The organism is Dictyobacter arantiisoli (genome assembly GCF_008326305.1).
In the GTDB taxonomy this organism is placed as follows: domain Bacteria; phylum Chloroflexota; class Ktedonobacteria; order Ktedonobacterales; family Ktedonobacteraceae; genus Dictyobacter; species Dictyobacter arantiisoli.
Window position 1 is genome coordinate 51,690 of record NZ_BIXY01000024.1, and the last position, 24,680, is coordinate 76,369.

Annotated in this window: 25 protein-coding genes; 15 read left to right on the forward strand and 10 right to left on the reverse strand. The window is 49.4% G+C overall.

Going from position 1 to position 24,680, the window contains the following annotated elements; genetic code table 11:
• Nucleotides 1-49: 49 nt before the first annotated feature.
• Both F1593_RS10145 and F1593_RS10150 read left to right on the forward strand, forming a co-directional pair.
• On the forward strand, nucleotides 50-289 hold the full coding sequence (locus F1593_RS10145; RefSeq protein ID WP_149401444.1) for a hypothetical protein: 240 nt from the start codon (nucleotides 50-52) through the stop codon (nucleotides 287-289).
• 371 nt (nucleotides 290-660) lie between these two features.
• Nucleotides 661-966: a YkgJ family cysteine cluster protein gene (locus F1593_RS10150; RefSeq protein ID WP_149401445.1), complete on the forward strand. Its 306-nt coding sequence runs from the start codon at nucleotides 661-663 to the stop codon at nucleotides 964-966.
• A gap of 19 nt (nucleotides 967-985) precedes the next feature.
• Here the strand turns inward: F1593_RS10150 and F1593_RS10155 are convergent, their stop codons facing one another.
• From F1593_RS10155 to F1593_RS10165, 3 genes are all read right to left on the reverse strand, one after another.
• On the reverse strand, nucleotides 986-1,450 hold the full coding sequence (locus F1593_RS10155; RefSeq protein ID WP_149401446.1) for a nitroreductase family deazaflavin-dependent oxidoreductase: 465 nt from the start codon (nucleotides 1,448-1,450) through the stop codon (nucleotides 986-988).
• A 227-nt stretch (nucleotides 1,451-1,677) separates the two neighbouring features.
• The gene (locus F1593_RS10160) at nucleotides 1,678-1,950 is read right to left on the reverse strand and encodes a ubiquitin carboxyl-terminal hydrolase 14 (RefSeq protein ID WP_149401447.1); all 273 of its coding nucleotides are present in this window, start codon (nucleotides 1,948-1,950) and stop codon (nucleotides 1,678-1,680) included.
• Between the two features lie 207 nt (nucleotides 1,951-2,157).
• Entirely contained in the window at nucleotides 2,158-2,784 is a 627-nt protein-coding gene (locus F1593_RS10165) for a copper resistance CopC family protein (RefSeq protein WP_149401448.1), read from the reverse strand.
• Between the two features lie 581 nt (nucleotides 2,785-3,365).
• Between F1593_RS10165 and F1593_RS10170 the strand changes: the two genes are divergently transcribed.
• The gene (locus F1593_RS10170) at nucleotides 3,366-3,641 is read left to right on the forward strand and encodes a cupredoxin domain-containing protein (protein ID WP_235932539.1); all 276 of its coding nucleotides are present in this window, start codon (nucleotides 3,366-3,368) and stop codon (nucleotides 3,639-3,641) included.
• 107 nt (nucleotides 3,642-3,748) lie between these two features.
• Here the strand turns inward: F1593_RS10170 and F1593_RS10175 are convergent, their stop codons facing one another.
• From F1593_RS10175 to F1593_RS10190, 4 genes are all read right to left on the reverse strand, one after another.
• On the reverse strand, nucleotides 3,749-5,269 hold the full coding sequence (locus F1593_RS10175; RefSeq protein ID WP_172632021.1) for a tagaturonate epimerase family protein: 1,521 nt from the start codon (nucleotides 5,267-5,269) through the stop codon (nucleotides 3,749-3,751).
• A gap of 102 nt (nucleotides 5,270-5,371) precedes the next feature.
• Nucleotides 5,372-6,394 (reverse strand): zinc-binding alcohol dehydrogenase family protein, encoded by a 1,023-nt coding sequence (locus F1593_RS10180; protein ID WP_149401450.1) that lies wholly within the window; start codon nucleotides 6,392-6,394, stop codon nucleotides 5,372-5,374.
• 212 nt (nucleotides 6,395-6,606) lie between these two features.
• Nucleotides 6,607-7,647: a LacI family DNA-binding transcriptional regulator gene (locus tag F1593_RS10185; RefSeq protein ID WP_149401451.1), complete on the reverse strand. Its 1,041-nt coding sequence runs from the start codon at nucleotides 7,645-7,647 to the stop codon at nucleotides 6,607-6,609.
• Between the two features lie 186 nt (nucleotides 7,648-7,833).
• Entirely contained in the window at nucleotides 7,834-8,514 is a 681-nt protein-coding gene (locus F1593_RS10190) for an IclR family transcriptional regulator (RefSeq protein ID WP_149401452.1), read from the reverse strand.
• Nucleotides 8,515-8,723: 209 nt separating this feature from the next.
• Here F1593_RS10190 and F1593_RS28275 point away from each other — a divergent pair, with 209 nt between their 5' ends.
• Nucleotides 8,724-8,882 carry a hypothetical protein gene (locus tag F1593_RS28275; RefSeq protein ID WP_172632022.1) on the forward strand — a complete coding sequence of 53 codons (159 nt, stop codon included), beginning with the start codon at nucleotides 8,724-8,726 and terminating at the stop codon, nucleotides 8,880-8,882.
• A gap of 160 nt (nucleotides 8,883-9,042) precedes the next feature.
• The gene (locus F1593_RS10195) at nucleotides 9,043-9,654 is read left to right on the forward strand and encodes a superoxide dismutase (protein WP_149401453.1); all 612 of its coding nucleotides are present in this window, start codon (nucleotides 9,043-9,045) and stop codon (nucleotides 9,652-9,654) included.
• A gap of 158 nt (nucleotides 9,655-9,812) precedes the next feature.
• Here the strand turns inward: F1593_RS10195 and F1593_RS10200 are convergent, their stop codons facing one another.
• Nucleotides 9,813-10,085 (reverse strand): bacteriocin, encoded by a 273-nt coding sequence (locus tag F1593_RS10200; protein ID WP_149401454.1) that lies wholly within the window; start codon nucleotides 10,083-10,085, stop codon nucleotides 9,813-9,815.
• A gap of 401 nt (nucleotides 10,086-10,486) precedes the next feature.
• Between F1593_RS10200 and F1593_RS10205 the strand changes: the two genes are divergently transcribed.
• The 8 genes from F1593_RS10205 (at nucleotide 10,487) to F1593_RS10240 (ending at nucleotide 22,310) form a co-directional block, all read left to right on the forward strand.
• The gene (locus F1593_RS10205; RefSeq protein ID WP_149401455.1) at nucleotides 10,487-14,233 is read left to right on the forward strand and encodes an ATP-binding protein; all 3,747 of its coding nucleotides are present in this window, start codon (nucleotides 10,487-10,489) and stop codon (nucleotides 14,231-14,233) included.
• 530 nt (nucleotides 14,234-14,763) lie between these two features.
• On the forward strand, nucleotides 14,764-15,324 hold the full coding sequence (locus tag F1593_RS10210; protein ID WP_149401456.1) for a nucleotide exchange factor GrpE: 561 nt from the start codon (nucleotides 14,764-14,766) through the stop codon (nucleotides 15,322-15,324).
• 105 nt (nucleotides 15,325-15,429) lie between these two features.
• The gene (gene dnaK / locus F1593_RS10215; RefSeq protein ID WP_149401457.1) at nucleotides 15,430-17,334 is read left to right on the forward strand and encodes a molecular chaperone DnaK; all 1,905 of its coding nucleotides are present in this window, start codon (nucleotides 15,430-15,432) and stop codon (nucleotides 17,332-17,334) included.
• 309 nt (nucleotides 17,335-17,643) lie between these two features.
• Nucleotides 17,644-18,621: a DnaJ C-terminal domain-containing protein gene (locus F1593_RS10220; RefSeq protein WP_149401458.1), complete on the forward strand. Its 978-nt coding sequence runs from the start codon at nucleotides 17,644-17,646 to the stop codon at nucleotides 18,619-18,621.
• A gap of 27 nt (nucleotides 18,622-18,648) precedes the next feature.
• Nucleotides 18,649-18,996 carry a chaperone modulator CbpM gene (locus tag F1593_RS10225; RefSeq protein WP_172632023.1) on the forward strand — a complete coding sequence of 116 codons (348 nt, stop codon included), beginning with the start codon at nucleotides 18,649-18,651 and terminating at the stop codon, nucleotides 18,994-18,996.
• 927 nt (nucleotides 18,997-19,923) lie between these two features.
• A complete protein-coding gene (locus F1593_RS10230; RefSeq protein ID WP_149401460.1) occupies nucleotides 19,924-20,514 on the forward strand; it encodes an acetate uptake transporter in 591 nt (196 codons plus the stop codon).
• Between the two features lie 861 nt (nucleotides 20,515-21,375).
• Nucleotides 21,376-21,519 carry a hypothetical protein gene (locus F1593_RS28280; protein WP_172632024.1) on the forward strand — a complete coding sequence of 48 codons (144 nt, stop codon included), beginning with the start codon at nucleotides 21,376-21,378 and terminating at the stop codon, nucleotides 21,517-21,519.
• A 176-nt stretch (nucleotides 21,520-21,695) separates the two neighbouring features.
• Nucleotides 21,696-22,310 (forward strand): hypothetical protein, encoded by a 615-nt coding sequence (locus F1593_RS10240; protein WP_149401461.1) that lies wholly within the window; start codon nucleotides 21,696-21,698, stop codon nucleotides 22,308-22,310.
• A gap of 163 nt (nucleotides 22,311-22,473) precedes the next feature.
• Here the strand turns inward: F1593_RS10240 and F1593_RS10245 are convergent, their stop codons facing one another.
• Nucleotides 22,474-22,989, reverse strand: a complete 516-nt coding sequence (locus F1593_RS10245) for a hypothetical protein (RefSeq protein ID WP_149401462.1) — start codon at nucleotides 22,987-22,989, stop codon at nucleotides 22,474-22,476.
• Between the two features lie 115 nt (nucleotides 22,990-23,104).
• Nucleotides 23,105-23,680 carry a putative glycolipid-binding domain-containing protein gene (locus F1593_RS10250; protein WP_149401463.1) on the reverse strand — a complete coding sequence of 192 codons (576 nt, stop codon included), beginning with the start codon at nucleotides 23,678-23,680 and terminating at the stop codon, nucleotides 23,105-23,107.
• Nucleotides 23,681-23,916: 236 nt separating this feature from the next.
• Between F1593_RS10250 and F1593_RS10255 the strand changes: the two genes are divergently transcribed.
• Both F1593_RS10255 and F1593_RS10260 read left to right on the forward strand, forming a co-directional pair.
• Nucleotides 23,917-24,336, forward strand: coding sequence for a site-specific integrase (locus F1593_RS10255; protein ID WP_149401464.1), 420 nt, complete (start codon nucleotides 23,917-23,919; stop codon nucleotides 24,334-24,336).
• A gap of 12 nt (nucleotides 24,337-24,348) precedes the next feature.
• The coding region (locus F1593_RS10260; protein WP_216368837.1) for a hypothetical protein at nucleotides 24,349-24,680 on the forward strand (332 nt) is incomplete at its 3' end.

The following is a 24,680-nucleotide window of genomic DNA, read 5'->3' on the forward strand; positions in this document are numbered from 1 at the left end:
GAGCTGGTAGATATAAGCAGGCAAGGAATGGATAATAAGGATATCGGAGATGAGTGAAGTAGAACAACTGCGTCGACAGATTGCTCTGGAATGCGAAGCTATGCAACGTCTGATGCATGACTTTGCGGCAGTCGCGAAACACGAGGTTATCACCCATCATTATGCTGTCATTGCTGACTGCCAGAGCCAGCTTGAAACGCTGGTAGGCAATGACGAAGCATCGATTATCACGGTCGAAACATACAAGCATGCCATGGAAACTATGGAAGCTCCATATGTGTCTCTATAAGAGAGGCTCAGCCTCCCGTGGTCTCTCTTTGTGCATGAAGTTTCGCACCTACTACTCTGTCATCCTTCATTTGATGGGTTGCCCGCTACGCGGGCAGGTGGGGGGAAGAGGCCAGGGCGCAGCCCTGGAACCCAGTCAGGGGATTGCATCCCCTGCACCCCTGCCCTTCAAATGAAGCTTGACAGAGTATTACGGTGCTTGCACCCCTGCGCCCTTTTTATTGTATGGTGCACCGTAGGTGCGAAAACTCATGTACAGAGATCATGGAGGGCATAGGAATCAAACACTTTGTAACTAAATTCGTGATACAATAACCATCTCATGTATGTATTGATGTTCATGGATATATCCATGAAAGAAGAGACTGTGTGATGGATTGTCGCGTTGGTTGTGGCGCTTGTTGTATCGCCCCTTCAATTTCATCTGCCATTCCTGGTATGCCGCATGGCAAGCCAGCCGGTGTACGTTGTGTTCATTTGAGCAGTGATAATCGTTGCCAGATTTTTGGCCGGCCTGAACGTCCACAGGTCTGCCGGGCATTCCAGGCCAGTGTAGAGACCTGTGGACAATCCGCGTCGGAAGCGCTCATCCTGATCACCAATCTGGAGCGCGCCACTGCTCCGATCCCAAAACTCCAAGCTTCAGTAGCGCAATCCCAGACCAGTCAGGAAGATTGATACCTATGGCTATTGTGGGTCAGGATGCAGCGACTGGCGTCAGAAGTACCACTGGTATTTCACGTGTGGTGCGTGCTTGATAGTCGGCAAAATTCTGGAAATGACCTGTAATGATAGGCCAGATGCGGCTACGCTCTTCTGGATTTGCTTTGTGAGCGGTCACTACGATAATTTGTTTGCCAACCTGGATTCTGGCTTCGGGATGAGCTTCAATGTTGCGAAACCACTGTGGATCACTGGGCGCGCCGCCATTGGATGCGACCAGGACATATTGTTCTCCATCCTGTATATACAGAAGCGGGGTATGGCGTTCCTGCCCACTTTTGCGACCGATAGTTGTTAAGATCAACAAGTTCCTTCCACCCATTCGTCCACCAATTGCCCCACCCGTACGGCGATAGAGACCGACATGAAGTTCCGTGAAGTAATGTTGCAGACGATTGCCCTTCTTCCTGGGCTGAGTTGCTGGCTTGTTTGTGGACATTGCGCACCTCCTGTGGCATTATTCGAGTAGAAAATAATCTGGCATCGTGCATGATCAAACAGAAAAAGGCAATAATAGTATCTTAACGAATTCAAGTGCAGTGAATGCAGTGAATGACGAACAAACTATATCCTCACTATTGTAGCACATTACCAGTGGCAAGCCAGTGAGGATATGGTGAATGTTCGGTAGGCTTATGAGGAAATGAAAGCAGTTTTTGGGCCTGGCTAGCTAAAATCGAGTTCAACCTCATCAATATAGCACCAGCCCCAATCCTCGCCCGGCTCAAATGAGCTTATAATGGGATGTTGGGTGGCATGAAAATGTTTCGTTGCATGCTTGTTTTTCGATGAATCACAACAGCCCACATGTCCACAGGTGAGGCAGGCACGCAGGTGAACCCAGCTATCGCCTGACTTCAAACATTCCTCACAGCCTTCTGTCTTTGGCGTGACATCTTTAATCTGGTTAAGATGTGTACAATCAACGGTCGTTGACATCGGCTCATCCTTTTCTCTCACAACGTGTCTTGAGCGTGTTTATCAGCTAACGATAGAGCTGGCAAGCGCTATTAATAACGCCGCTTCATTGCTACTATAGCATATTCTCTCGTGTCACGTTTCTCTTTAACCCATCAATCGAGATCCATGACCTATGGCTGTACATGAGCTGGATGAGCCGGAATGCGTACATTATTATGATCCGACCTAGCTAACAGGTGTCCTGGTTGGCTCGGCTACCGGTGTGGTTGTTTTGCGGGCACCTCTGGCGCCGAATCCTGCTCCAGCTCCTACCAGTAAGGCGACAACACCGGTAGCAATAGTGACCCAGAGCGGTGTGCCGTTGCTGGTAGTAGTGGTTGTGGAGGTGCTGGCAGGTTTGGGGGTAGCTGTTGGCTGGGTCTGCGTTGAGCTGGCGCCCGCTGCGGATGTGCCAACGGTAAAGACAAACGCGCCCTGAGCGGGATCGCCATCATCAGACGAGACGGTTGTCCAACGCACGATATAGGTGCCATTTGCCTTTTCTGGCTTGATGGCGACAGACATCTGCATAGGATTGTTCAGGCTGACTTTGGCGTTGCCATCGTTAACCAGCTTCCCATCCGGGCCATAGACCTGGAGATTACTATTTGCGGCCCCTGGCTTCATATTTTCGAGAGCCGTCACGGTGATGGTCGTGGGAGCTTTGGCAATGACCGAATTAATCGCTGGATTGGATTGATGAACAATCGCGTGCAATGATTGCGCCATCGATGTCCCGGCCAGGGCGAAAAATAGTCCCAGGCTGAATATTACTGCGCCCAGCAGGCGGAAACGTTGCTGTGATAAAGCCATAATAAGCGCTCATTCCTTTCTCTACTTTGAAAGTTATAACCGTATGGGGCGTACCATAGGCAAGCAAACCATGTTACTGATAGAATCTGCTGTCAATAGCATACGTCCTTTGTCGGCATCTGTCTATCGGGATACATCCCTATTTTTCTCCTAAGGTTTTGCAGCAAATTATGCCAGGTAGTCATGTGTTGCCTTTTGCTACTGGTAGCCGCGAGTAGCTCTTATTGCTTACGATCGGAACAAGAAGGAGATAAATAAGGGTAGCTGTTTTTGGGGCCGGGGAGGTTGAGTATAGCCGTAAAATAGGTATAGTTAAATACATGCGTTATAATCAAAAGAGGAAAATGGCTACCTGCCTGACCGAGAAGATCTCAGCTTCCGATAAATAGTAGAGAAGCAAGCTATAAAGAGCTGTGTCTTTATACAAACAATTCTGTTTAAGAAGGAACGTTAAGAAGGAACGCGTTGTGCATAAAACAGGTTATCAACGGTATCAACAAGTAATCTTAATACTGTATTGTATGGGATTGTTCAGTATATTATTTACTGCCTGTGGTACGACAAATGCCAATGTGGTACATATGGGTGAAACCAATTTTGACCAGTCTTCCATCACGATGAAGAAAGGTGATTCTATTATTCTAGTCAACGATAACGGTCAGATCATTCATACCATTCAAAATGGCATCTGGTCCAACGGTGAGCCGCGCCCAAAACTAGAGCCCGGTGCACCATCTGTAGATTTAAGTGTTACGGATGGTACTCAGCATCTCATCGGTCCTTTTAATACTGATGGCACCTTTCACCTTTACTGTACCGTTCATCCTGGCATGAATCTGACTGTTATTGTGAAATAATAAATATTGGTCGAGGGGTGTTTTGCAATCTTCTGGAGTAGCGTCTATGGATTGAAGAACAGGATGTATTCTCATATACTTCAATCCATAGGTGTTACGCGAACAAATTACTCCTGTATAAATGGGCGTATATGGCGCAGGAAATGTGCTTTGAGATCTGCGGCGTAAGCTTGAGGATTGCTGCGCAGATTATGCATGAGACGATTATAGAACAGGTAGGTTCCGTCGGCTTTTTTCTCGGTGAGTACCGAGCCGAAGGTGACATGGAGAATCTCGCGGGCGTCAAACTGTTCTAAGAGTTCAGGGAGCGTTTCGTTGTTTAAACTTTCAAGTTCAGGAGCGCGCTCCAGGCTGGCTGAGACGTGATAGCTGGTTCGATCTGTGGTGTAGCGTTGCCGGGCGAACGCATAGATCTCTTTTAAAAGTTCGGGATCAAGCGTGGCGATAGTGCGCAGGGCTTCAAGATAGCTGGTGCCAGCGGTTTTGAGGTGGACAACTCCTCGTGTCTGACGAGCGGCTGGCGCGTAGATGCTGAATTTATCCGAGCCTGAGTGCAGGCTGATCTTATAAGGACCGAGCGTGCGGGCAATGGCGGCATGGACACGGATATCATCCTCAAAGGCCGCAATGTCGCCGATATAGTCAACACCTTTTTCAAATTGGCCTACAAAGCGTGGCGCAAGGCTGATCCACTGTACTCCCAGGCGTCGCAGTTCGCTGGCGATATAGACATGTTCAGCGTGGGTGGTGGGCTCCGTGGTCTCGTCAACCGATATCTCTACCTCCCAGTTTCCAGCCGTGCCTACCTGTGCAAGATGACGATACATGCGGGCGACATGGGAGACCGCTCGACCATATTTGGCGGCGGCGCGTAGCAAGCTGGTTTCATCGAAGCTGATCGTGTAGTCTTCACATTGGACGGGCTGCGCAAGATAGCGTGCCGCCAGCTCTGTCACTGTATCTTCGAGATGCTGCCAGGGCAACTGATCGGCCAGTTGTTTGAGTTCGTCCAGAGATGCTTGTATAGCCCGATCATCGACATATTCGCCGGGATCAAAGGTATAGAAAGTATAACCGGCTGCCAGGCAGGTATCGATATCCTGTGGTGTTTTCAGGTGATCTGCGTCCGCTCCGAAGCCAGCGCGCCAGCCTTCGGCAAAGATTCCCCACAGTGCATCATCCATGACCTGCTGCGCGGTACGGCTGGTGCGGCTCATCTCGCGAATGGATTGCTGAGCTGGAAAAGGAACCAATCCATGTCCAACTTCGCGGACTGCGCGCAGGTGTCCAGGTGTCGCTAATCCCAGACGATCTCCCAATCCAATCCCCGTACGTAGTCCCTGCACGCTGGGACGAAGCCAGTCGAAGCTATTGCGGAGCGCCTGCGCATTGTGAGCGTTTAAAGGACCAAGCAGGAGCGTCGTTTGTCCATCCTCACTGGGAGTGGATGTGCCTTCAAATTGCGCTAACTGGGATGCTCCTATCGGTGCGTTAATGGCTAGCTGGCGTGATCCATCCTCCCTCCCGACCAGAAAGTAGCTGATGTTGTCCTGCTGCACAATCGATGATGGATAGATATCAAAGCCAGGCAAAGGTGGAAGCGTTACATCATTGTGATAACTTGCCATAATCAATCCTCTATCTGCTATGGAAGCTAGCTGCTTTGCTATAGAACTTTTCCTGTCACCACGCATGTGGAGGCAGGTCTATATATCGTAATATTTGCAATTTTAAGCGAAGTTTATAACCGCTTTAATAATGCCACTGTTCTTGTCGAACCAGCCAGGAAATTCTTCAACGACTGTTTCTGCAGTAGCACGATGCGTAATCCAGGGGTCCAGATTGATACGACCCTCTTCCAGATAGTGGATAATACGCTGAAAGTCCGCGCTTGTAGCGTTGCGGCTACTCAATAAGGTCATCTCATGACTGTGGAAGGTCGGATCATGAAATGAGAGATCGCCTTGAAACAGCCCGACAAAGATCAGACGTCCACCATAAGCGACATAGTTGAAGGCATTGCGCATCGAATGGGGATTGCCAGTGGCATCAAAAACTGCCGTCGGAAGATCATCCCCGACGATGCTTTGCAGGGCCGCAAGTGGATCAGCAGAACCATCCAGGCAGGTGATGTCAGGCCACTGGCTCTGGCAAAAGGCCAGACGGCTGGGACTGATATCAACGACAAATATTTTAGCCTCAGCGAGCAGGGCAAATTGCACGACTGCCAGACCGATGGGACCGGCGCCGATCACCAGCACGCGCTCACCAGCCGTGATTTGAGCTCGTGATACAGCATGTGCTCCAATCGCCAATGGCTCAACCAGGGCCAGTTGCTCATAAGAGAGAGTCTGCGCTGGATGCAGATAAGCAGCGGGGAGCAGGGCGTAATCGCTCATGCCTCCGTCAATATGGACCCCGAAGACGCGTATGTTGAGGCAGCAGTTTGGCTTGCCACGCTTGCAGGGGGGACACTCTCCGCAATGGAAATAGGGTTCAACGGCACAGTGTGCTCCCACTGTGACAGTGTCAACCTGCTCACCAACAGCAACCACCTCGACACCTAATTCATGGCCGAGGATACGTGGATACGTGAAGAATGGTTGATTGCCATGAAATGCATGTTGATCAGTACCGCACACCCCGACGCTATGGATGCGTATCAGCGCTTCCGTGGGTCCCGGAAGCGGCGGATTGGCCGTTTGTGTCAAACGTAATTGCCCCGGAGCCTCTAAAATAATTGTCCTTGTCATGTTGTTCTATTTTCCTCTATCCTACCTCGTGCCACAAGCAGTTCTACCCTGTACAGCTAAGCACTTTCCTGTGACTAAACAGATTTCTACTCTTTCTCTTGTAATTGTACCATCTATCACTTGCAAATCTTTGAGAAAGCGCGTTCTCAGTTAAGCCTGCTAGAAAAGCTGCTTATTTGTCAAGTAATGTATCTTTTTTCATGTAAATAACCTCATGGATTGGATGGAGCCGAAGACTCACGGACAATTAATTGATACTTTAAGATGATTTCCTGGGCGGGGGCATCTGGATATTTGATATGATGAAAGAGACGTTCGGTGGCGATGCGGCCTAGCTCATAGGCAGGTTGCGTGACGGTAGTGATGGTGATCAGATGAGAGGTAGTCCAGCCAACTTCATCAAAGCCGACGATCGCAATATCCTCTGGAATACGTTTTTGTTGTGTATAGAGAGCTCGTAAGGCACCGATAGTCAGTTGATTGTTAGCGGTTAGCAGTGCGTCGATGGGTGGATCAACTGTGAGAAGTTGGTGTGTGAGTTGTTCGCCACTCTCTTCGCGATAGGGGCCGCGTTGCTGAAGTTCTAATGCTGGTGCGATGCCAGCCTCCTGCAATGCCTGTTCATAGCCGCTCAGGCGTTCATTTGCTGTCATTGTGGAGGATGGGCCGGTAATGATGCCGATACGGCGATGTCCTGTGGCGAGCAAGTGAGTAGTTGCTTCATGTGCCGCCGCGACATTGTCAATCAGGACAGTATCAATAGAACTATCCTGGATGCGCCGATCCACCGTCACAATCGGGATATTGCGTATTTTGAGGATATCCAGCGAATGAGCTTGCTCCTGAGTTGGAACCACAATCGCTCCTGCCACCGACTCCGCAGCCAGAATCTCCAGATATTGTTCTTCGCGGTGAACGTTTTCCATGGTATTGCCTATAATGAGGAGATAGCCATGTTTTTGTGCCACCTCTTCAACTCCGCGCATCAGTTCCATAAAAAAAGGATTCTGCAGGTCTGTGACAAGTAATCCCAGCAATGTCGAGCGGCTCCCGGCGAGGGTTCGCGCTACACGATTCGGCTGATATTTGAGTTGTGAGATAGCTGCCTGCACATTCTCTGTCATCTCAGCATCAACCTTCGAAGAATTATTGAGGACGCGCGAAACAGTCGCCATCGAAACGCCCGCCAGATTAGCGACATCTTTCATGGTCACAGGCTTCAGGCGTCGGGCATCATCCAACGTATCAGACATGTATACTCAGTATCTTCCTTTGTGTGTGATTGTGTTTGATTTGTAGCTCAAGGTCAGGTATATTTCGTCAGACATTAACATACAGGATCGAAGAGAAGCTTGTCAAGCATGGACAGCGTGCGCGGGCTCATGTATCCATTGTTTATGCGGCTGGTCTGGATGAGGTATTTCTGGATGCACGTTGGCTTAGAAGTAGGTAGCTCCAAGGCGAGTGGAGATCTGGCGCGCATGATCGGCGATAAGGATACCAAATTGGGTGAGTTGTTCGTCGGAGATACGGTAGGTGGGACCGATGATATTGATCGCTCCGATAATCTCGTGGTTCTGGTCATAAATAGGGGCTGCCACCGATGAGACGTCTGGTTCGATGGTGTGCCGGGTTGCTGTATAGCCTGCTGGCAGGATCTTTCCCTGGATGGCTGTGCCAATGGCGGTGTCCGCTAATGGAACGCTCCGTCCCACCCAGGTGGCTGTCTGGACAGTATGATGGCTGGAGACTTGATCCACATACAGGACATTGCTCTCCCCCACCAGGATGCCGAGATGGGCACTCTCTCCAGTCTCTTCGGCCAGGCTGCGCAGATGGGGCCGGGCAATCTCATAGAGGGACATATCCCGTAACGCTCCCAGCCCCAACTGGATCAGCTGTGGTCCCAGGCGATATAAGCGGTCGCTCCCCCGGCGCACAAAACCATAACGTTCCAACACTTTGAGGAGACGGGTAGTCGTTGAGGGGGCCAGATCAGCCATACGTGCCAGTTCAGTGAGGGAAACTCCATCCATATGTGTGTGGAAACAGATAAGTAGATGCAAGGCACGCTCAACTGGACCCACCGCACTCTGTGTTGGCTCAAGAGAATCGTTCAACGTCCACTCCTCGTCGATTGCATGTGACAGATGAAGATGATGGTGGATGCCAGCGCTGACCTCCCCGTTCTTGCTGTTCCCGCTAACAGTTTTAATGACGTTTTTACAATCTTTGCTTATTAAATAGTTTAGCCAATATAGCACAAGCCTATTAGAGCGTCAAGTTAACATCCTACCCCGATTTTAAAGCGATCAGGTGGGTAGATACTTTGCCTATAGCGCTATTAGGAGTACAACTGGAAGATCAGATCGGCAGTCTCGAAATTGGCAAACGTTGCGAACTCGCTCTCTGGTCCATTCAAGACTATCGTGAAATCGGCTATCATTTCGGAGTCAACCTTTTGGCATCCACCCTTGTGCTGGCATAAAACACCATTTAGGATTGGGGACATTGCGTGCGTAGCTTGCCATCGCAGGATACGCCCGCTTTCTAAACACCTCTGATGAGAATAGAAACGGTTTTGCTATCTGATACGTACCTGGAGAAGAAGCAGTCTTATTCTATGCAGTTGAAAGGAAGGCAAACTGATGGCATTTGAACTTCCCCCGCTTCCTTATGGCTACGATGCTCTGGAGCCATATATTGATGCTCAAACAATGCAGATTCATCATGATAAGCATCATGGAACGTATGTCACAAATTTAAATAAAGCTCTCGCCGATGATCTCGGGCTGACGGAGCGTTCCCTTGAGCAGCTATTAATGAATCTGGAGGAGATACCAGAGGCGATCCGTACAGCCGTTCGGAACAATGGTGGTGGACATGCGAATCATAGCCTCTTCTGGCGGATCTTGAAGCCTGCCGGTGGTGGGGAACCCACGGGAGAATTAGGACATCAGATTGAGCATACCTTCGGTTCTTTTGATGAATTTAAGCAGCGTTTTACTGAAGCTGCTACGAAACGTTTTGGTTCAGGCTGGGCCTGGCTCGCCAGCGACCGCAATGGTAATATCCTGATTACGTCAACAGCCAACCAGGACAGTCCCTATATGGATAGTCTGTATCCATTGTTGGGCTTGGATGTCTGGGAGCATGCTTATTATCTCAAATATCAGAATCGCCGCCCAGAATATATCAGTGCTTTCTGGAATTTAGTGAACTGGGATGAGGTGGCACGTCATTATGCGTTGGCACGCTAGTGGCTGCGTGATACACAATACCTACTCAAAATAGTGAGATAAGCGCCTGCGCAGATACAAAGTGTGAGGGCTACGTGATCTCTTGTCGTATAGTGATGAGATTGCGTAGCCCTCTGTGTTGGAGGGAGAATTTCTACCCGACGGTGCGTCGCAAGCTGTTAGCGGCGATGTCCGAAGCGGCGATGTCCGAAGCGGCGATGTCCGAAGCGGCGATGTCCGAAGCGGCGGTGCCAGAAGCGTCGATGCCCAAAGCCAAACCCGAAGCCAAAGCCATAGCCTGTGCCACAACCGCCACCGCCACCTCCCCAACCACCTTCGACCGCTGCTAACTCATTATCGGTCAATTCAATAGCAGCCAGGGAAATCTCAGGAACATCCTGACGTGTGTCGTTGAGTACGCGCTCCGTGGAGCGGGCAAAACCGAAGCTCATAGGATTATCCTTTCACTGGATAGTGATTACTTGACTATGATGAATAATAGTCTACCCCGATAATAGCTGGCGAGCGTGAAAGAAACCGTGATGACAGCGTGATACGACAACCACTTTTCGCCCCTTTTTGAATCTTGCTTGCTTCCCACTACTGCCATACAGGATGCTTCTGTCATTCAGTTCAGGAGAAAAATAAGTGGCTGTCCCTCCCAATAGAGACGCGTGCAGAGGCTAGCTATGGGAGGATTAGCAGCTTGCTTGTGCTTGTTATGTTCTCTATCGGATGGTTATATTTAGGATACGAATGTTTGTGGTCCGTGAAAATAGAGCGGAATGGATTCGTGAAATGGGAGTGTATGACGTATGACAAGAGGTGATCTGGAAAGGAGTTGTGTGGGAAGATGAGCAGGCTACATATTACTATGTTAGGTCAGCCGGAGGTGCATTACGACAGCAGGACAGTCACGTTCGCAACACGCAAGGCACTGGCGCTGATTGCCTATCTGGTAGTTGAAGGTGGCAAGCATTCTCGCACCCATTTATCTGAACTCTTCTGGCCCGATAGTGATGCGCAGCATGGGCATATGTCCTTGCGCAGTATTATCCACGATCTTCGTTGTGCCTTGACCAGTGAGGATGTTGCAGGACAGGCGTATCTGTTCAGTGATCGTACGACAGTGGGTATGAATCCCACCGCCGATCTTACTGTGGATCTCTTTACTTTTCAAGATGGATGGACTGTGGCGAATAAGCTGGCTCAGCTTCAGATCACTTCACCGACCGAGATAACGCCGGATGCGTTGATGCAATTGCAGCAAGCCTCACAATTGTATCGTGGTGATTTTCTGACTGGTTTTACCTTGCCCGATGCGCCAGAGTTTGATGTCTGGGCACGTTATCAGCGGGAACAATGGCGTCTGCGGATGCATCAAGTTTTTGGACAATTGGTCCATTTGTACGAGCTTGTTGGACAACCTGAGCAGGCTTTAGCGACGAGCCTGAGTTGGGTAACGCTGGACCCATTCTATGAAGAGGCGCATATGGCATTGATGCGTGCTCATATGTTGATGGGCCATCGGGTTGCAGCTTTGCGTACATATGACGATTATCGCGCCCGCCTCTGGGATGAACAACAGGTGTATCCTACTGCTGATATGAGCACGCTGGCGGAAAGCATTCGAGCGGCTACCCAGTCACCACGTACAACTGGCTCTTCAGTTGTCCCATCATGCTCTTCCTCTTCCCTCTCTGCTTCCTCAGCGCGTCTGGAGAGTCCTTTATTGGGACGCAAGCGCGAATTTCAGGGCTTGATGGAATGCTTTCAACACGCTACTCATGGGCAACCGTGCGTCGTTGTGCTGGAAGGTGAGGCAGGTATTGGCAAGACCCGTCTGGCCCTCGAATGGTTGCAGAGAGTCTCCGGGCAAGGAGCCACCGTCCTGACCGGACGTGCCTATAAAGCAGGTGGTCGTTTACCCTATCAACCGGTCATCGAGTTGCTGCGCCGACGGATGGAGGAAGAAAATGCCCCGGATGATTTATTGACGGATGTCTGGTTGACTGAAATCAGCCGTTTATTACCTGAACTGCGTGAGCGCTATCCCGACCTGCCCTCCCCGGATGGGGATGGGCTACTGGCTCAGACGCATTTATTTGAGGCTATTGCCCGTCTCATGCAGGCGTGGGCATATCATGGGTCACTGGTAATATTTGTGGATGATATGCAATGGGTTGATACCTCAACACTCAATTTGTTTCATTATCTGGCCCGTTTCTGGATGGGGCAGCATACCACCGTTTGTCTGGTCCTCACGCAGCGTAGTGATGAGTTTGCCGAACCCGCGCAAGTGTCTGACCGCCAGGATTGGTATCAAGAATTGGAGCGCGTTATTCCTGTGACGCATTTCCTCTTGCAGCCTCTCTCCTTAGAGGATACGCTTCATCTTCTGGGAGCGATGATGAAGCTTGATCTGACAACCCCATCAGCATCTTTGCCGGATACTGCAACCTGTTGTCCACGAAAGATGGGACAGTGGTTGTTTGATTATACGGGTGGGCAACCATTTTATCTGCTTGAAACATTGAATGCCCTGGTCGATCTGGGCGTGCTCAAGCTCTCTTTATCCTCCACTGGTGCCAGGCAGGTGATGCTGGGCAATATTCGTCAGCCAGCGGAGATGATCCGACAAATCGTTCCCGCTAACATACGCCAGTTGTTAGATGGACGCCTCAGAGGGCTCTCGAAGCGTGGCAATGATCTGCTGGCCTATACAGCCGTCCTGGGCCATGGGATTACCCTCGAACAGTTCTGCCAATGCGCTGAGCTCAGCACTGGTGATGGCCTGGCGGTGCTGGATGAGGGTATGCGCAGCGGTTTATTACGGATCGTCTTGCCACAGGAGCTGCCCGCACACTATGCTTTTCCGCATGAGATTATTCGCCAGACAGTATACAGCGGCCTGAACGTTGTGCGCAGACAATTTCTCCATCAAAGGGTCTATCTTTTATTGAAGCATGAGCAGGCCTCGGCTGCGACCCTGGCTTATCATGCCCTGGAGGCTGGCTATAGCAAACAAGCGTTTTATTATAGTGTCGCGGCAGGGAATGAGGCACTCTCCCTGTTTGCTGTACAAGATGCCATCATCTACTTTGAACAGGCGCATCAGGTGTTGATTGCCTGTAATCAGCACCTGGAGGTTCAGCTTGCCAGCGAGGATATACAGGAACTCTATACCCAGCTCGGATATGCTTATCAATTTATCTGTATCTGGGGGCGTGCTCAATGTATCTATGAAGACCTGCTTGCTTATGCCCAGAAGTCAGAACAGCCGGTGCTTGAGTGTCTTGCCCTGAATTTTCTGGCTGTCCTGGCAACTCGACAACCTTTTGATTTGCAAGCGGTCAAGCGGCTCTTAGTACAGGCTTTACAGGTTGCGCAACGGCATGGAGATCTCATGGGACAGGCGGAAACTGCCTGGAATCTGGCTCAATTGAGCGGCTATAGTCGCGATTTGCCGGTTGATTGCCTTGTTGGTGAACAGGCCATGCGTGCTGCCAGATCTCTGGCACGTCCTGATTTTATCATGAGGAGTATCGGTGGGATTGTCAATACGAACGCACGGAGCCACGCCTGGGAGGAAGCGATGCTTTGTGTCAATGCGGAAGAAGCGGGCAGGTATGCGGAGGAGGCGGCCGCGCTCTATGCTCAACTGGGTAACAGGGTGATGGAGGCCGATTGTTTGTGTATGGTGGCTGAAGCACGCATTCATGCTGGTCAGGCTCCCATTGCGGTTGATTTATTGCGTCAGGCCCATGCGATGAGTATAGAAGAAGAAGACAGTTGGGGACAGGCTATAAGTGCCTGCCGTCTGGGTTGGGCCTGGCAAGAATTGGGTCTGTATGAGAATGCGTTGGATAGTTGCCGTGAAGCGCTTGCCATTGCACGCATGATGGATATCCCTCCTCTGTTGTTCGGTTGTCTGGCAGTGATGGGGGCCATTGATCTGGCTCTGTTGCGCCTGGATGATGCTGCGGCTGATTTTCTGGAAGCGCAACGCTTGAATGATAGTTTTCCCAATCATCCTTATTCCGAGTTCTTAGCGCGTAAGCTCTGTGCTGTCTCGCTACTCAATGGAGAGCAGGCAGAGAGCTATCGTTATGCATTGCAGGCATTAGAGCAACGGGATCGCTCCACATCTGTCATTGGCCTGACACGCTGGTTTGAGACTACTGCCTTCTTGCAACAGAACGACGAGGCATCTGCCTGGACGGATATTGTGCGTTTTGGACGCTGGATTGGCAATAATCGTCGCTATCGTATTCCTCATCTCCGCTCCCTGGCGCTTTACGCCAGTCATAATGGCAAGAATGATCAGGCTCTCGAAGCCTTGCATGAAGCGGTTATGATTGCCCGGCAAATTGACCTGCCCGGCGAAGTGTGGCCCATCTATATCGCCATGGCCGATCTCTATGATGCTGTTGGTCAGGAAGAGGCGGCTGAGCAGATGGTTGCACAGGCCATAGCCGTGATGCGAGCGATTGTTGATGGGATAAAAGAGCTACACTTGCGCAACGATTTCCTGAACAGTTTACAGGAAACGCTCTGGCGCTGGCACGAGCGTACAAGCGTTCTCCCCTCTGGTTGGTAGTCTTTCAAAGTGTTTGATTCCCATGCTCTTCGCCATCCTGGCGCATGAGTTTTCGCACCGGTGGAGTTCAAACCAATTTTTAGTATGTATTGTAGAAAAAGTTCGGAGAACTTTTTCTACAATACATACTAAAAGGGGCGCAGGCGCGCATGCGCCTGCCAGCAGATGAGCAGCAAGATCCCGCTGGTATTGGGAATCAAACACTTTGTTTGTGAAAGAGAGATACAAGGTATACCAGCCTTGAGGTTGAGGCTGTATTCCAGATGAGCTGTAATACGGGAGTGTCTGTAACTGCGGAAAAAGAACTGTAAACGTTTGGCCTTCTCAATCGTGTCTATTACAGCAATGAAAATACATGCTCTGTTTCATTGCTGCGTTTTTATGGCTTATCCAGCTAATATATCCTCTCCGATATTGGTGGGTTTATAGAATAAGATGGGCGGGTGGTTTTTTGCTATTTGCTCAAGAGATTTGGTTAATGCAGACGCTGTTAGAGAAGGTATGCAGGTAGTTTGAAAGGATGAGTATCTATGCAACAGAATGAGGCCGAGCAGCCAATTACTGATAATCTCGAGGCAGATACTGTCATACAAGATAATGAGGGAGAGAACATACCTCCTTATGAGCAACAATTGGCTGAGGAGCAGCGGAAAGCAAACGAATACCTGGATCTCTTACGACGCACACAGGCAGATTTTATCAATTATAAGCGCCGTGTCGCCCAGGAGCAGGCGGAGGCGCGATCAGTGGCACAAAGCGCCGTAATTGAGCGACTCCTGCCCGTTCTGGATGACCTGGGACGTGTAATGGCCTCTGTGCCGGAGGAGCTGACTGATAATCCCTGGGCACAGGGTGTACTTCTTTCGTCCCGACAGTTATTGAATACGATTGAACAATTAGGTGTCCGGCCTCTGGGCGCCCCTGGTGAGCCTTTTGATCCCTATAAGCATGAGGCGTTGATGCGTATACCCAGGAGCGATATGACCGAAGGCACAATTATTGAGGTAATACGGCCAGGTTACACCATAGGTGAGCGAATATTACGGCCCGCTCAGGTCATTGTCTCCAGTGCTCCGACGGCTGAAGGCTAGAGCGGTCGCTTTATCATTCTGAACGTGCCCTCATGTCGATGTTCATTGTGCTGGATGTACGATAGAGATGATAGCATTGATTCTTACGCAAAGGGAGATGTTAGAATGGCAAAAGTGCTTGGAATTGATCTAGGAACAACAAACTCGGTTGCCGCGGTCATCGAAGCCGGTGAACCGACCGTGCTGGAAAATAGCGAAGGGGCGCGCTTGACTCCCTCGGTGGTTGCGATTACCAGGGGAGGAGAGCGCCTGGTTGGTCAGGTTGCCAAGCGGCAGGCTGTAACAAACCCCGAGAATACCATCTTTTCGATCAAGCGCTTGATGGGACGCAAATTCAGCGATCCCGAAGTGCAGCGTACCCTGAAGAGCATGCCATATAAGATCGTACAGGCGGCGAATGGGGATTTACGCGTCACGCTGGCTGGACGCGAATATAGTCCCCCTGAAATTTCAGCGATGATCTTACAGAAAATGCGGACTGATGCTGAGGTAAAGCTTGGTGAGAAGATCACGCAGGCCGTGATTACTGTCCCGGCCTATTTCAATGATACGCAGCGTCAGGCGACAAAGGATGCTGGCACTATCGCCGGTCTTGAGGTGTTACGCATTATCAATGAGCCGACTGCTGCCTCGCTCGCCTATGGTCTGGATAAGAAGGCTGACGAGACTATCGCTGTCTATGACCTGGGCGGTGGCACATTCGACATTTCGATCCTACAACTGGGCGAAGGCGTTTTTGAAGTCAAGGCTACAAATGGCGATACTCATCTGGGTGGCGATGATTTTGATCAACGTATTATCGACTGGCTGGCGGATGAGTTTAAACGCGATCAAGGTATTGATCTACGCAATGACCGTATGGCGTTACAGCGCCTCAAAGAAGCAGGCGAGCGTGCCAAGATTGAGCTTTCGACGGTGCTGCAAACCGAGATTAACCTGCCTTTTATCAGTGCCGATAGCAGTGGACCCAAGCATCTGGTGATAACTTTGACGCGTACAAAACTTGAGCAACTGGTGAGTGATCTGATAGATCGTACCCGTGAGCCGGTGATGAGTGCGTTAAAGGATGCTGGTATCTCGGCCAATCAGGTGAATGAAGTGGTTCTGGTCGGTGGTCAGACGCGCATGCCAGCCGTCGTTGAGATGGTAAAGCAGATCTTTGGCAAAGATCCGCATAAGGGAGTGAATCCCGATGAGGTGGTAGCAATTGGTGCGGCGATTCAGGCAGGTGTTTTGCAGGGCGATGTGAAGGATGTTTTGTTGCTGGATGTAACGCCACTCTCGCTGGGCGTTGAGACACTGGGTGGAATGATGACGCGTCTGATCGAGCGTAATACGACGATTCCTGCCCGCAAGAGCGAATTGTTCAGTACAGCGGAGGATAATCAACCAGCCGTTGAGATTCATGTCTTGCAGGGTGAGCGGCAGTTAGCACGAGATAATAAGAGCCTGGGACATTTCAAGCTGGAAGGGATTGCGCCCGCCCCTCGTGGTATGCCACAGATTGAGGTAGTCTTTGATATCGACGCTAACGGTATCCTCAATGTGACAGCGCGGGATAAAGCGACCGGCAAAGAACAGAAAATTACCATTACAGCCTCCAGCGGACTTTCAAAGGACGATGTGGAGCGTATGGTTAAAGAAGCCGAGATACATGCCCAGGAAGATCAGCGTCGTAAGGATGAGATTGAGCAACGTAACCGTGCTGATAGCATTGCCTATCAGGCCGAACGTACCTTGAAGGATGTCGGAGATAAGATCTCACCCGATCTGCGCAGTGAGATTGAGCAAAAGGTGAAAGCGACGCGTGATGCCCTGGCAGCCAATGACATGGCGCGTATGCAGAGCACCTCGCAGGATCTTGAGAGCACGGTCCAACGTGTGGGACAGGAAATCTATAGTCAACCGGGCGCATCAGCACAACCTGGTGGTGAGCCGACCGGCGCTGGCAGCAGTTCCTCCTCACAAGAGGACCCCGGTACCATTGAAGGCGAATTCCGCGAAGTGTAAGAAGTGTAATTTCGTTGAAGACGGATGCAAGGCATTCCCAATCCCGGCAGGGGGCGATTATCCCCCGGCCGGGGCTTACAGGTAGAGGTTTGTTGGTGGATGAGCAACGTTCCCAGACAATGTAGGCCCGATCCCTTGCGGTCGGGCTCCGTGAAACGTACGATCGTGTCCCTTTTGCCTCTTCTCAGAAAACGAAAGGGGGAGTGGCGAAGGGAGCTTGCGCGTACGAGCAAGGGAGCCCGACCGCAAGGGATTGGGCCTTCTTTGCCCGGAATAGTTGGAATAAAATACAGTTATAGAGGTTAAGTAATGGCTGTTGACTATAAGGATTATTATAAGCTATTAGGCGTCAGTAAGGATGCTGATCAAAAGGAGATCCAACGCGCCTTTCGCCGCCTGGCACGGCAATATCATCCCGATGTCAATCCAGGCGATAAAGAAGCCGAAAATAAATTTAAAGAGATTAATGAGGCAAATGAGGTACTCTCTGATCCCGAGAAGCGCAAGAAATATGATGAGATGAGTACCTATTATCAGCAATATGGTTCCTATCCTGGCGCTGGCGGAGCAGGCTTTGCTGGTCAGGGAACTGGCCCACGTCCGGGTGGTCAGTATCAATATCGCACGGTGAATCAAGAGGATCTGGAAGATCTGTTTGGAGGAGATTCACCGTTTTCTGATTTCTTTGAGACCTATTTTCATTCAGGCTTTAGTGGTCCCAATGCTCGAAGAACACGGAGAGGCGATGCAGCCTCAGCGCGCGCGCGCGCAGGTGAGGATGTAGAGGCTGATATCGAGATTACGCTGTCCGATACCTATCAGGGCACGACCCGTACCCTTGAATTAAGTGAGCCTGATGGGAGTTCGCGCCGTCTGGAGGTCAAGATTCCGGCTGGCGTGACGGATGGGGCTCGTATTCGTATCGCGAATCAAGGCATGCAGGGAACGCCACGTGGTCATCTCTATCTACGTGTGCATGTCACGCCCGACGCACGTTTCACCCTGGATGGTATGGATCTACGCTCCTCCGTTGATGTTCCCCTGACGATAGCCATGCTTGGTGGTGAGGCTCCCGTTCAACTCCCGGATGGGCGTCGTCTGCTTTTACGTATCCCTCCTGGTACCGACAATGGGCGTGCGTTACGGTTACGGGGTAAGGGTATGCCTCGTATGGGCCATCCCGATGAGCGCGGCGATCTCTATGCTGAAGTCCATGTTGTGCTGCCAACACAACTCACGGATGAGCAACGTCGACTCTTTGAAGCATTTGCACACTCGCTTGGTTAAGCCTCATCAGAAATGGAGGATCAGCTTATGCAGCCAGAACAGCCATCATATCGATCCACACATATCACATTGCGCAGCCTGGGTGAGACGCACACCTATAGTGCGCAAGAAATTATCCACTATAGCCGTTGCGAAGATCCCTTGATTGCGCATCTCACCGAAATAGGCTTGATTGGTCTGCAAGATCAAGCCAGCCAGGAGCACCTTTATAATGAGCACGATTTGCGCTTACTGCGGCGTGCATATCGTATCCAGCGCGACCTGGATATCAACCAGGAAGCCGTCGAAGTGATTGTCCGTTTGTTGACACAGATTGAGCATTTACAACAGGCGTTGTTTCAAACCAGTCCAGATCAATCTCCAGAGCATCCATAAACAAACAAAGAAGGCCCGCACCCTCGCAGTCAATACCGTTTACATACCGAGAACGGATGGCGAAAAACGAGGAGTATTCGTACTCCAGACAGAGCGTTGGGCAGCGATGTAGGTGCGTGCCGAGGTCGCAACCGAGGTGCGCTTTCCCGTTCATCGTACGATCCCCTCGGCCTTCTCCATCACCTTCCCGGGGCTACCAGGGAAAATCTTATCAAGTACTGTCGTTCTGTTGTCTGAACAGCATTTATGACTGTATATAAGCTGCATAAATATTGCAAAAAAGCGATGAATCAAGTTATAGGTAATATGGTAAGGAAAGATAGATATTATTGCCTTGACAAATTATTAAATTCTATGGTAGAAATAAGGGAACAGGTTGAAAGTATATGAAATGCGTAATAGCAATCTATACATTCAAGATGTTACAGCGCCCATGGGATCATCCTTGTGAGCAAGCGTGCGGTTAATGTAAGCGAGCAAATCGATGAGTCTGACAGGCGATGCTTCTCGTCCTCTGTCAGACTAATCCCTGGAAGACTTGCTCCCTCTAAACAGCCATTTCACCTTTTATAATTTTATAACCATAGATACACGTATCCCTATTCACCTCCATTTGGATGAAATGGATCGTACTTTCGACGATAGGCGCATATTGATCCTGCTAATGTATTGGCAAACCTTTCTGAATATCGTACAATGAAAGAAGGCGAGAAGTACGGTGCTAGCGCCTGAATTGATGTTTTATGATAGGAAAGGTGAATTCACAGTACAGTAGTAAGCAGGATGTTGTGATTGTATGGTGTTCTAACTCTTTTTCCCTGACTGGAGCAGGTAATGACGCCTGCACGTACTGTCTACACGGTTATCGCTATCCATGGATTGTATAGCGAATGAATGCATGGAATATTCAAGGGAAGGTGGAATACTATGGCACAGTTTTCGCTCAATAAAGAGGGCGCTACTACCGACGTGGTCTCTGCGGCTATCAATCCGGCGCCGTTGGGTCTCTCAGCTTTCGCGTTGACCACATTTGTTTTGAGTTCCGCCAATGCAAATTTATTTGCTGGTGCTAGTGTTGTGATTGGTCTGGCTTTATTCTATGGTGGCCTCTGCCAGTTGCTAGCTGGTATGTGGGAATTTAAGATGGGGAACACCTTCGGGGCTACCGCTTTTAGTTCCTATGGCGGCTTCTGGTTAGCGGTTGGTGTAAGCCTGCAATTTAAATTGATTCCTAACGATACCGCATTCGGCTTTTTCCTTCTGGGTTGGACAATCTTCACCGGGCTGATGTTTATCGGTACCCTCCGCAGCAATTATGCCCTGATGGGTGTGTTTTTCTTCCTGTTTCTTACTTTCCTGGCATTGATGATTGGTGCATTGGGTGGTGGTTCCACCTTTACCGTGATCGGTGGCTGGCTCGGCATCATAACGGCTCTTGTCGCCTGGTATACGGCTCTAGCTGGATTGTTGACGACCGTAAAAGCTCCCTTTCTCCTACCCATTGGGCAGCGCCCCTGACCTGCTGAACCGGCATTTATCCCCTAGCAAGACGCAGGCGCAGCGGGATTGCCAGGGGCGGCACGAAGCGGGATTGCAAAGGGCGGCAGCCCTCGCCGGGGTTTGAGGTGTCCCCCAATACCGCTCAAATAACGAGAATCATGAGGAAAAACGTCGGCATTGCACGGAGCGTCAGCGCAGGTCAATGCTCCCTTGCTCGTACGATTCTCCCGCCCCAACGCTCTGCACTGTCCCCCGACACGGATGTTGGGGAGGAATGGCCTACGGGCGGGATGTGCGTACGAGGAACGGGAAAGAACGGGAAAGCGCACCTCGGTTGCGACCTCGGCACGCACCTACACTTCTCCATCGTCATTCTCGTTGTTGAAGCGGTATTGCCCCTTACGGGCAGAGGTTTTTTGGTGGATGACCAACGTTCCCTGTAAATCCAAAATTCCGTGAGGTAATTTCTGTACAATTATCTGAGGTAAGGAGGGCGAATAAATCCTCTGGTTGAACCTGATCATCTCCTCTTCAACTCACGAGTCTGAGGCTGGAGAGGCCGCCTCTTTCACAGATCACACTCTCCCGCAAGGGCCAGCGAGATGGGATTTCCTGCTCAATGTGACCCACGATGGTGGGTATACCTGGAAACCGTCGTCTGCCCTTCCTCCAAAATCCTCTTTGTGCAGCCGCCCTATCGCAAGGGAGATCCTGTTGGCGAATGCGATCGTGAAGCGAACGCCCCATCCCACAGAGAAAGGGGCTTTTTGCATATCCCCCCGAAACGAGTACACCGTTTCGGGGGGATATGCAAAAAAACCTACCTGGAAGCCAAGAGGCGTGAAGCAAGAAGGTAGAAGAGGCTGAGGTTGACCACCAGTGGAACAGCGTGTGCCGCCGCAGATGGAGTGGATCGTTGGCAAGCACGACATACTGCTTGGCTTGCACCTTTTGCAACTCATCCAGCGACTCGAAGCGGCGATTGGCAATGGCCTCGTTCGAGAGCGACCAAGCAGCAATTAATTATCACGAAAATAGTTCACTTCATTCCAAAATTTACAGTTTATCAGTATTGGTACATAAAAATCTTGAAAATAATAATAAGAATATGCTATTATTAGTAGTGTTATATTTTGTATTCCAAAATATTGGTATGAATGATTCATACCTTAATAAAAATGAAGGAGCAACCTCTGTTCATGCAAAAACCACCAATACATTATCTTCACCGTATCTCGTTATTAGCGTTACTATTAACAATGGCCCTAGCCATGACGGCAACATTTTCTACAACAACCAGCTATGCAGCAACAAAATCTACACATCCAGAGAAAACAATAGGCGCTGGAATGATTGTTAACGGACATAAATACGTTACTTATACACCTGCTTCCACCAGTGCATTTGCAAACATCATACCAACAGCTGTTCAATCATGTGTCTTTGAATTTGCGGAGGAAAATAACGTATATACAGCCGGGGGGTACACATATTTTAATTATTCAATGACACTTACAAATAGATGTCCTACTGGGGTTACAGCACTCAAAGGAAACTGGAGTGTAAATGGATCCGTTGTCTGTAATGGAGTAACATATCCAAATTTCACATCAGACAGCGGACCTACACCTCAACTAGCTGTAAATCAAAGCCAATTAGTAGCAGATCAAATTCCTTTTGAAGCCTATTGTATCGGTGAAACGTTAGGGATTCCGTATTTTTATCCACCTTCACAAATCATCCTCGCAACAGATGCCCGAGGGCCATTGTCAAATGGTAATACATGGCAAGATGGACAAACAGATTACTTCTAGTAGATGGCGTAGAATCTCGGATAGCTCACTTATTTAGTAGAAATGACGAAAGAGTTACATGGTTGTAGCATATGCTACAATCACGCAACTCTTTCGTCGCATAGTAAACAGAGATAGGAAAAAATGGTTTAATGTGCAGACTATATGTATCTAAATGGAAAATTTAATGAAAGATGTGTTGCTGATTAATAAGAAGATGGGCGTGATCATACAGTTCTACATCAATAGGATGTTGAAGCAATTGATTGGTCACAAAAAGCACCGTACCGTTTTCTAACTGATCCTCAAAAACAATTCCATGGGTATCTCTGAATGCAAGGCTGGTGATTTGCATTTTATTAGGAAGAACCACAACACCAATAAAAGAGTAATTTTGACGGGCAGAGACGATATATGCTATTTGGGGAGAAAGTTGCTCTGAGGAATCAGCAACGCTTGCCCCCCCCATGAGAAAAAATCCCGCAAAATCCCACATACCAACTTCAGTTTGGCGAACAATAATACTGGCGTAGATTTGTTGTTGATATTGTGTGGTATATGTAACAATAAAAAAAATACGTTGTGCGATTCTATGTTCTCTTAAGATATATATGGTGTCAGGCAAGGCAACATTATCAGCCTGGCGTGATGAGTGGAGCAAATAAGTAAAAACAACTTGTCTTGGATCGTGTATGTGCATAGAGCAATCCTTATTCTCTTTCTACCAACGCTCGATCTTTCGTTACCATGTAACGAAATCTTATCCAAAAACTGCAAGATCTATGAAGGTCACAGGTTGTGGAAACATGCATCCTTTAGAAAAACTCGTTCCAACTTCGCTTCCATACTTCGGGATAATCCAGAACTAATCCTTGAGCGTCAACATGTAGTTCAGTGGCAAAACCACGTGTGAGATTTTCATAGTGATAAAGGCTCCCATTATCACTCGTTTCTAAGCACGTATAGCGCTTTTTTACAGGTACTATCTCTAATTCAGGAATTGAAATGTAAGTCACCAAAATATCAGTAGATTGCCCAGGAAGAAGTGATAAACGACGTATAGGTAAAGTATTCGTAAAGGGAGTAGCTGAAATATCCACATCAATACATCCCTCAAGTGCTGAGAGAGAAATATTATCTGCATCTACCCAGTGCCCTTGACTATCAACTTGGAATTTTAGCTCTCGCGAACGTGGACCATAACGATGGAGAAGGCATGTTTGGACTCTCCATTCTGAATCACAATAAATCTTATACCAAACACGAAAAGGTTGCTTATGCTTAGACCCAACCACGACACTATCGATATAAATGCCCTTATCAATTTGCTGTAGGCGAAGATGCTCTATTCCAGTACCTATCCAAGGAACCCACATAGCGCTCCATTCCATGAGTGAAGATCCTCCAACATATTAATTCGATCCGTTACAAGCACTCCTCTTGCATTTGATATTAAGAAATAAATTTCAATGTTACGTTATTATAATGTTACGCTATTATACTATAGAAAATCCTTAAAAAACAACTGCTATCATCTTATCTGCAGGGCTTTTCGGCTTTCCCGATAGTCCCGAAAGGGAGAAAAAGACACCATTTCTTGCTAGAATAGCAAAATCGAAAAAGAGCTATGAAAGCGAGAAATGGCGTAGATGGGAAAGGCAACCGCCCACGTGAGATGTTTTTTTCGCGCGCCGTTGGAACACTGCTGGACAAGTATCTGACGGCGCGTGGAGGCCCGACAGCGGGACCGCTGTTTGTGACACAGCGCAAGGCCCGTCTTCCTCGGCGCGCCGACCTAACGCCTGATGGGTATGCTCGTCTCTCGTATCGCCAAGCCGACACGCTGTGGAAACACTATACTCCTGGGTGGGATCTACACCAACTGCGCCATACAGCCATCAGCGTCCGGGCCGCCCATGAGTATACGGAAATCGATCTCAAGCGTTTTAGTGGGCATACCTCCTTACGTAGCCTGGAGCGCTACATCGCTGATAACCGTGAAGCAGCCAAACGCAAAGCGCGCGCCTGGGAACGTCGTCAGGGGTAGAAAGGAACCATCATGCCACGAATCGACGAAACTGCCTATCGGCAGCGGAAGCGCACACCGACGGAGCGTGAGTTGTATACGCCGACCCTTGATGAGCGTCTCCTGGCCCAACAATACACCACAGGCAAATCGGCGCTGGTCGCCTTTTTGGTGTTGCTCAAAACCTTCCAATACCTCAGGTCTCAGAACGTCTCCTTTTTGAAACCTTGCTACTCTCCTAAGAACTTATCCGAAAACGTGGAAGGAGATGATAGAATCAAGAACAAGGAAAGGAACACGAATCCCCCAAGCAAAGGAGAAACCAAGATGGCCCGAACCAAACCGTGGGAAGTCAGTGACCAATT

What these genes read in the sequence shown, in the direction of transcription:
- dnaK (WP_149401457.1), top strand. Translation starts at nt 15,430, where the DNA reads ATGGCAAAAGTGCTTGGAATTGATCTAGGAACAACAAACTCGGTTGCC.
- F1593_RS10250 (WP_149401463.1), bottom strand. Translation starts at nt 23,680, where the DNA reads ATGGAATGGAGCGCTATGTGGGTTCCTTGGATAGGTACTGGAATAGAG.
- F1593_RS10230 (WP_149401460.1), top strand. Translation starts at nt 19,924, where the DNA reads ATGGCACAGTTTTCGCTCAATAAAGAGGGCGCTACTACCGACGTGGTC.
- F1593_RS10180 (WP_149401450.1), bottom strand. Translation starts at nt 6,394, where the DNA reads ATGACAAGGACAATTATTTTAGAGGCTCCGGGGCAATTACGTTTGACA.
- F1593_RS10205 (WP_149401455.1), top strand. Translation starts at nt 10,487, where the DNA reads ATGAGCAGGCTACATATTACTATGTTAGGTCAGCCGGAGGTGCATTAC.
- F1593_RS10155 (WP_149401446.1), bottom strand. Translation starts at nt 1,450, where the DNA reads ATGTCCACAAACAAGCCAGCAACTCAGCCCAGGAAGAAGGGCAATCGT.
- F1593_RS10175 (WP_172632021.1), bottom strand. Translation starts at nt 5,269, where the DNA reads ATGGCAAGTTATCACAATGATGTAACGCTTCCACCTTTGCCTGGCTTT.
- F1593_RS10225 (WP_172632023.1), top strand. Translation starts at nt 18,649, where the DNA reads ATGCAGCCAGAACAGCCATCATATCGATCCACACATATCACATTGCGC.
- F1593_RS10165 (WP_149401448.1), bottom strand. Translation starts at nt 2,784, where the DNA reads ATGGCTTTATCACAGCAACGTTTCCGCCTGCTGGGCGCAGTAATATTC.
- F1593_RS10220 (WP_149401458.1), top strand. Translation starts at nt 17,644, where the DNA reads ATGGCTGTTGACTATAAGGATTATTATAAGCTATTAGGCGTCAGTAAG.
- F1593_RS10210 (WP_149401456.1), top strand. Translation starts at nt 14,764, where the DNA reads ATGCAACAGAATGAGGCCGAGCAGCCAATTACTGATAATCTCGAGGCA.
- F1593_RS10245 (WP_149401462.1), bottom strand. Translation starts at nt 22,989, where the DNA reads ATGCACATACACGATCCAAGACAAGTTGTTTTTACTTATTTGCTCCAC.
- F1593_RS10170 (WP_235932539.1), top strand. Translation starts at nt 3,366, where the DNA reads ATGGGTGAAACCAATTTTGACCAGTCTTCCATCACGATGAAGAAAGGT.
- F1593_RS10185 (WP_149401451.1), bottom strand. Translation starts at nt 7,647, where the DNA reads ATGTCTGATACGTTGGATGATGCCCGACGCCTGAAGCCTGTGACCATG.
- F1593_RS10240 (WP_149401461.1), top strand. Translation starts at nt 21,696, where the DNA reads ATGCAAAAACCACCAATACATTATCTTCACCGTATCTCGTTATTAGCG.
- F1593_RS10255 (WP_149401464.1), top strand. Translation starts at nt 23,917, where the DNA reads ATGAAAGCGAGAAATGGCGTAGATGGGAAAGGCAACCGCCCACGTGAG.
- F1593_RS10150 (WP_149401445.1), top strand. Translation starts at nt 661, where the DNA reads ATGGATTGTCGCGTTGGTTGTGGCGCTTGTTGTATCGCCCCTTCAATT.
- F1593_RS10145 (WP_149401444.1), top strand. Translation starts at nt 50, where the DNA reads ATGAGTGAAGTAGAACAACTGCGTCGACAGATTGCTCTGGAATGCGAA.
- F1593_RS10200 (WP_149401454.1), bottom strand. Translation starts at nt 10,085, where the DNA reads ATGAGCTTCGGTTTTGCCCGCTCCACGGAGCGCGTACTCAACGACACA.
- F1593_RS10195 (WP_149401453.1), top strand. Translation starts at nt 9,043, where the DNA reads ATGGCATTTGAACTTCCCCCGCTTCCTTATGGCTACGATGCTCTGGAG.
- F1593_RS10160 (WP_149401447.1), bottom strand. Translation starts at nt 1,950, where the DNA reads ATGTCAACGACCGTTGATTGTACACATCTTAACCAGATTAAAGATGTC.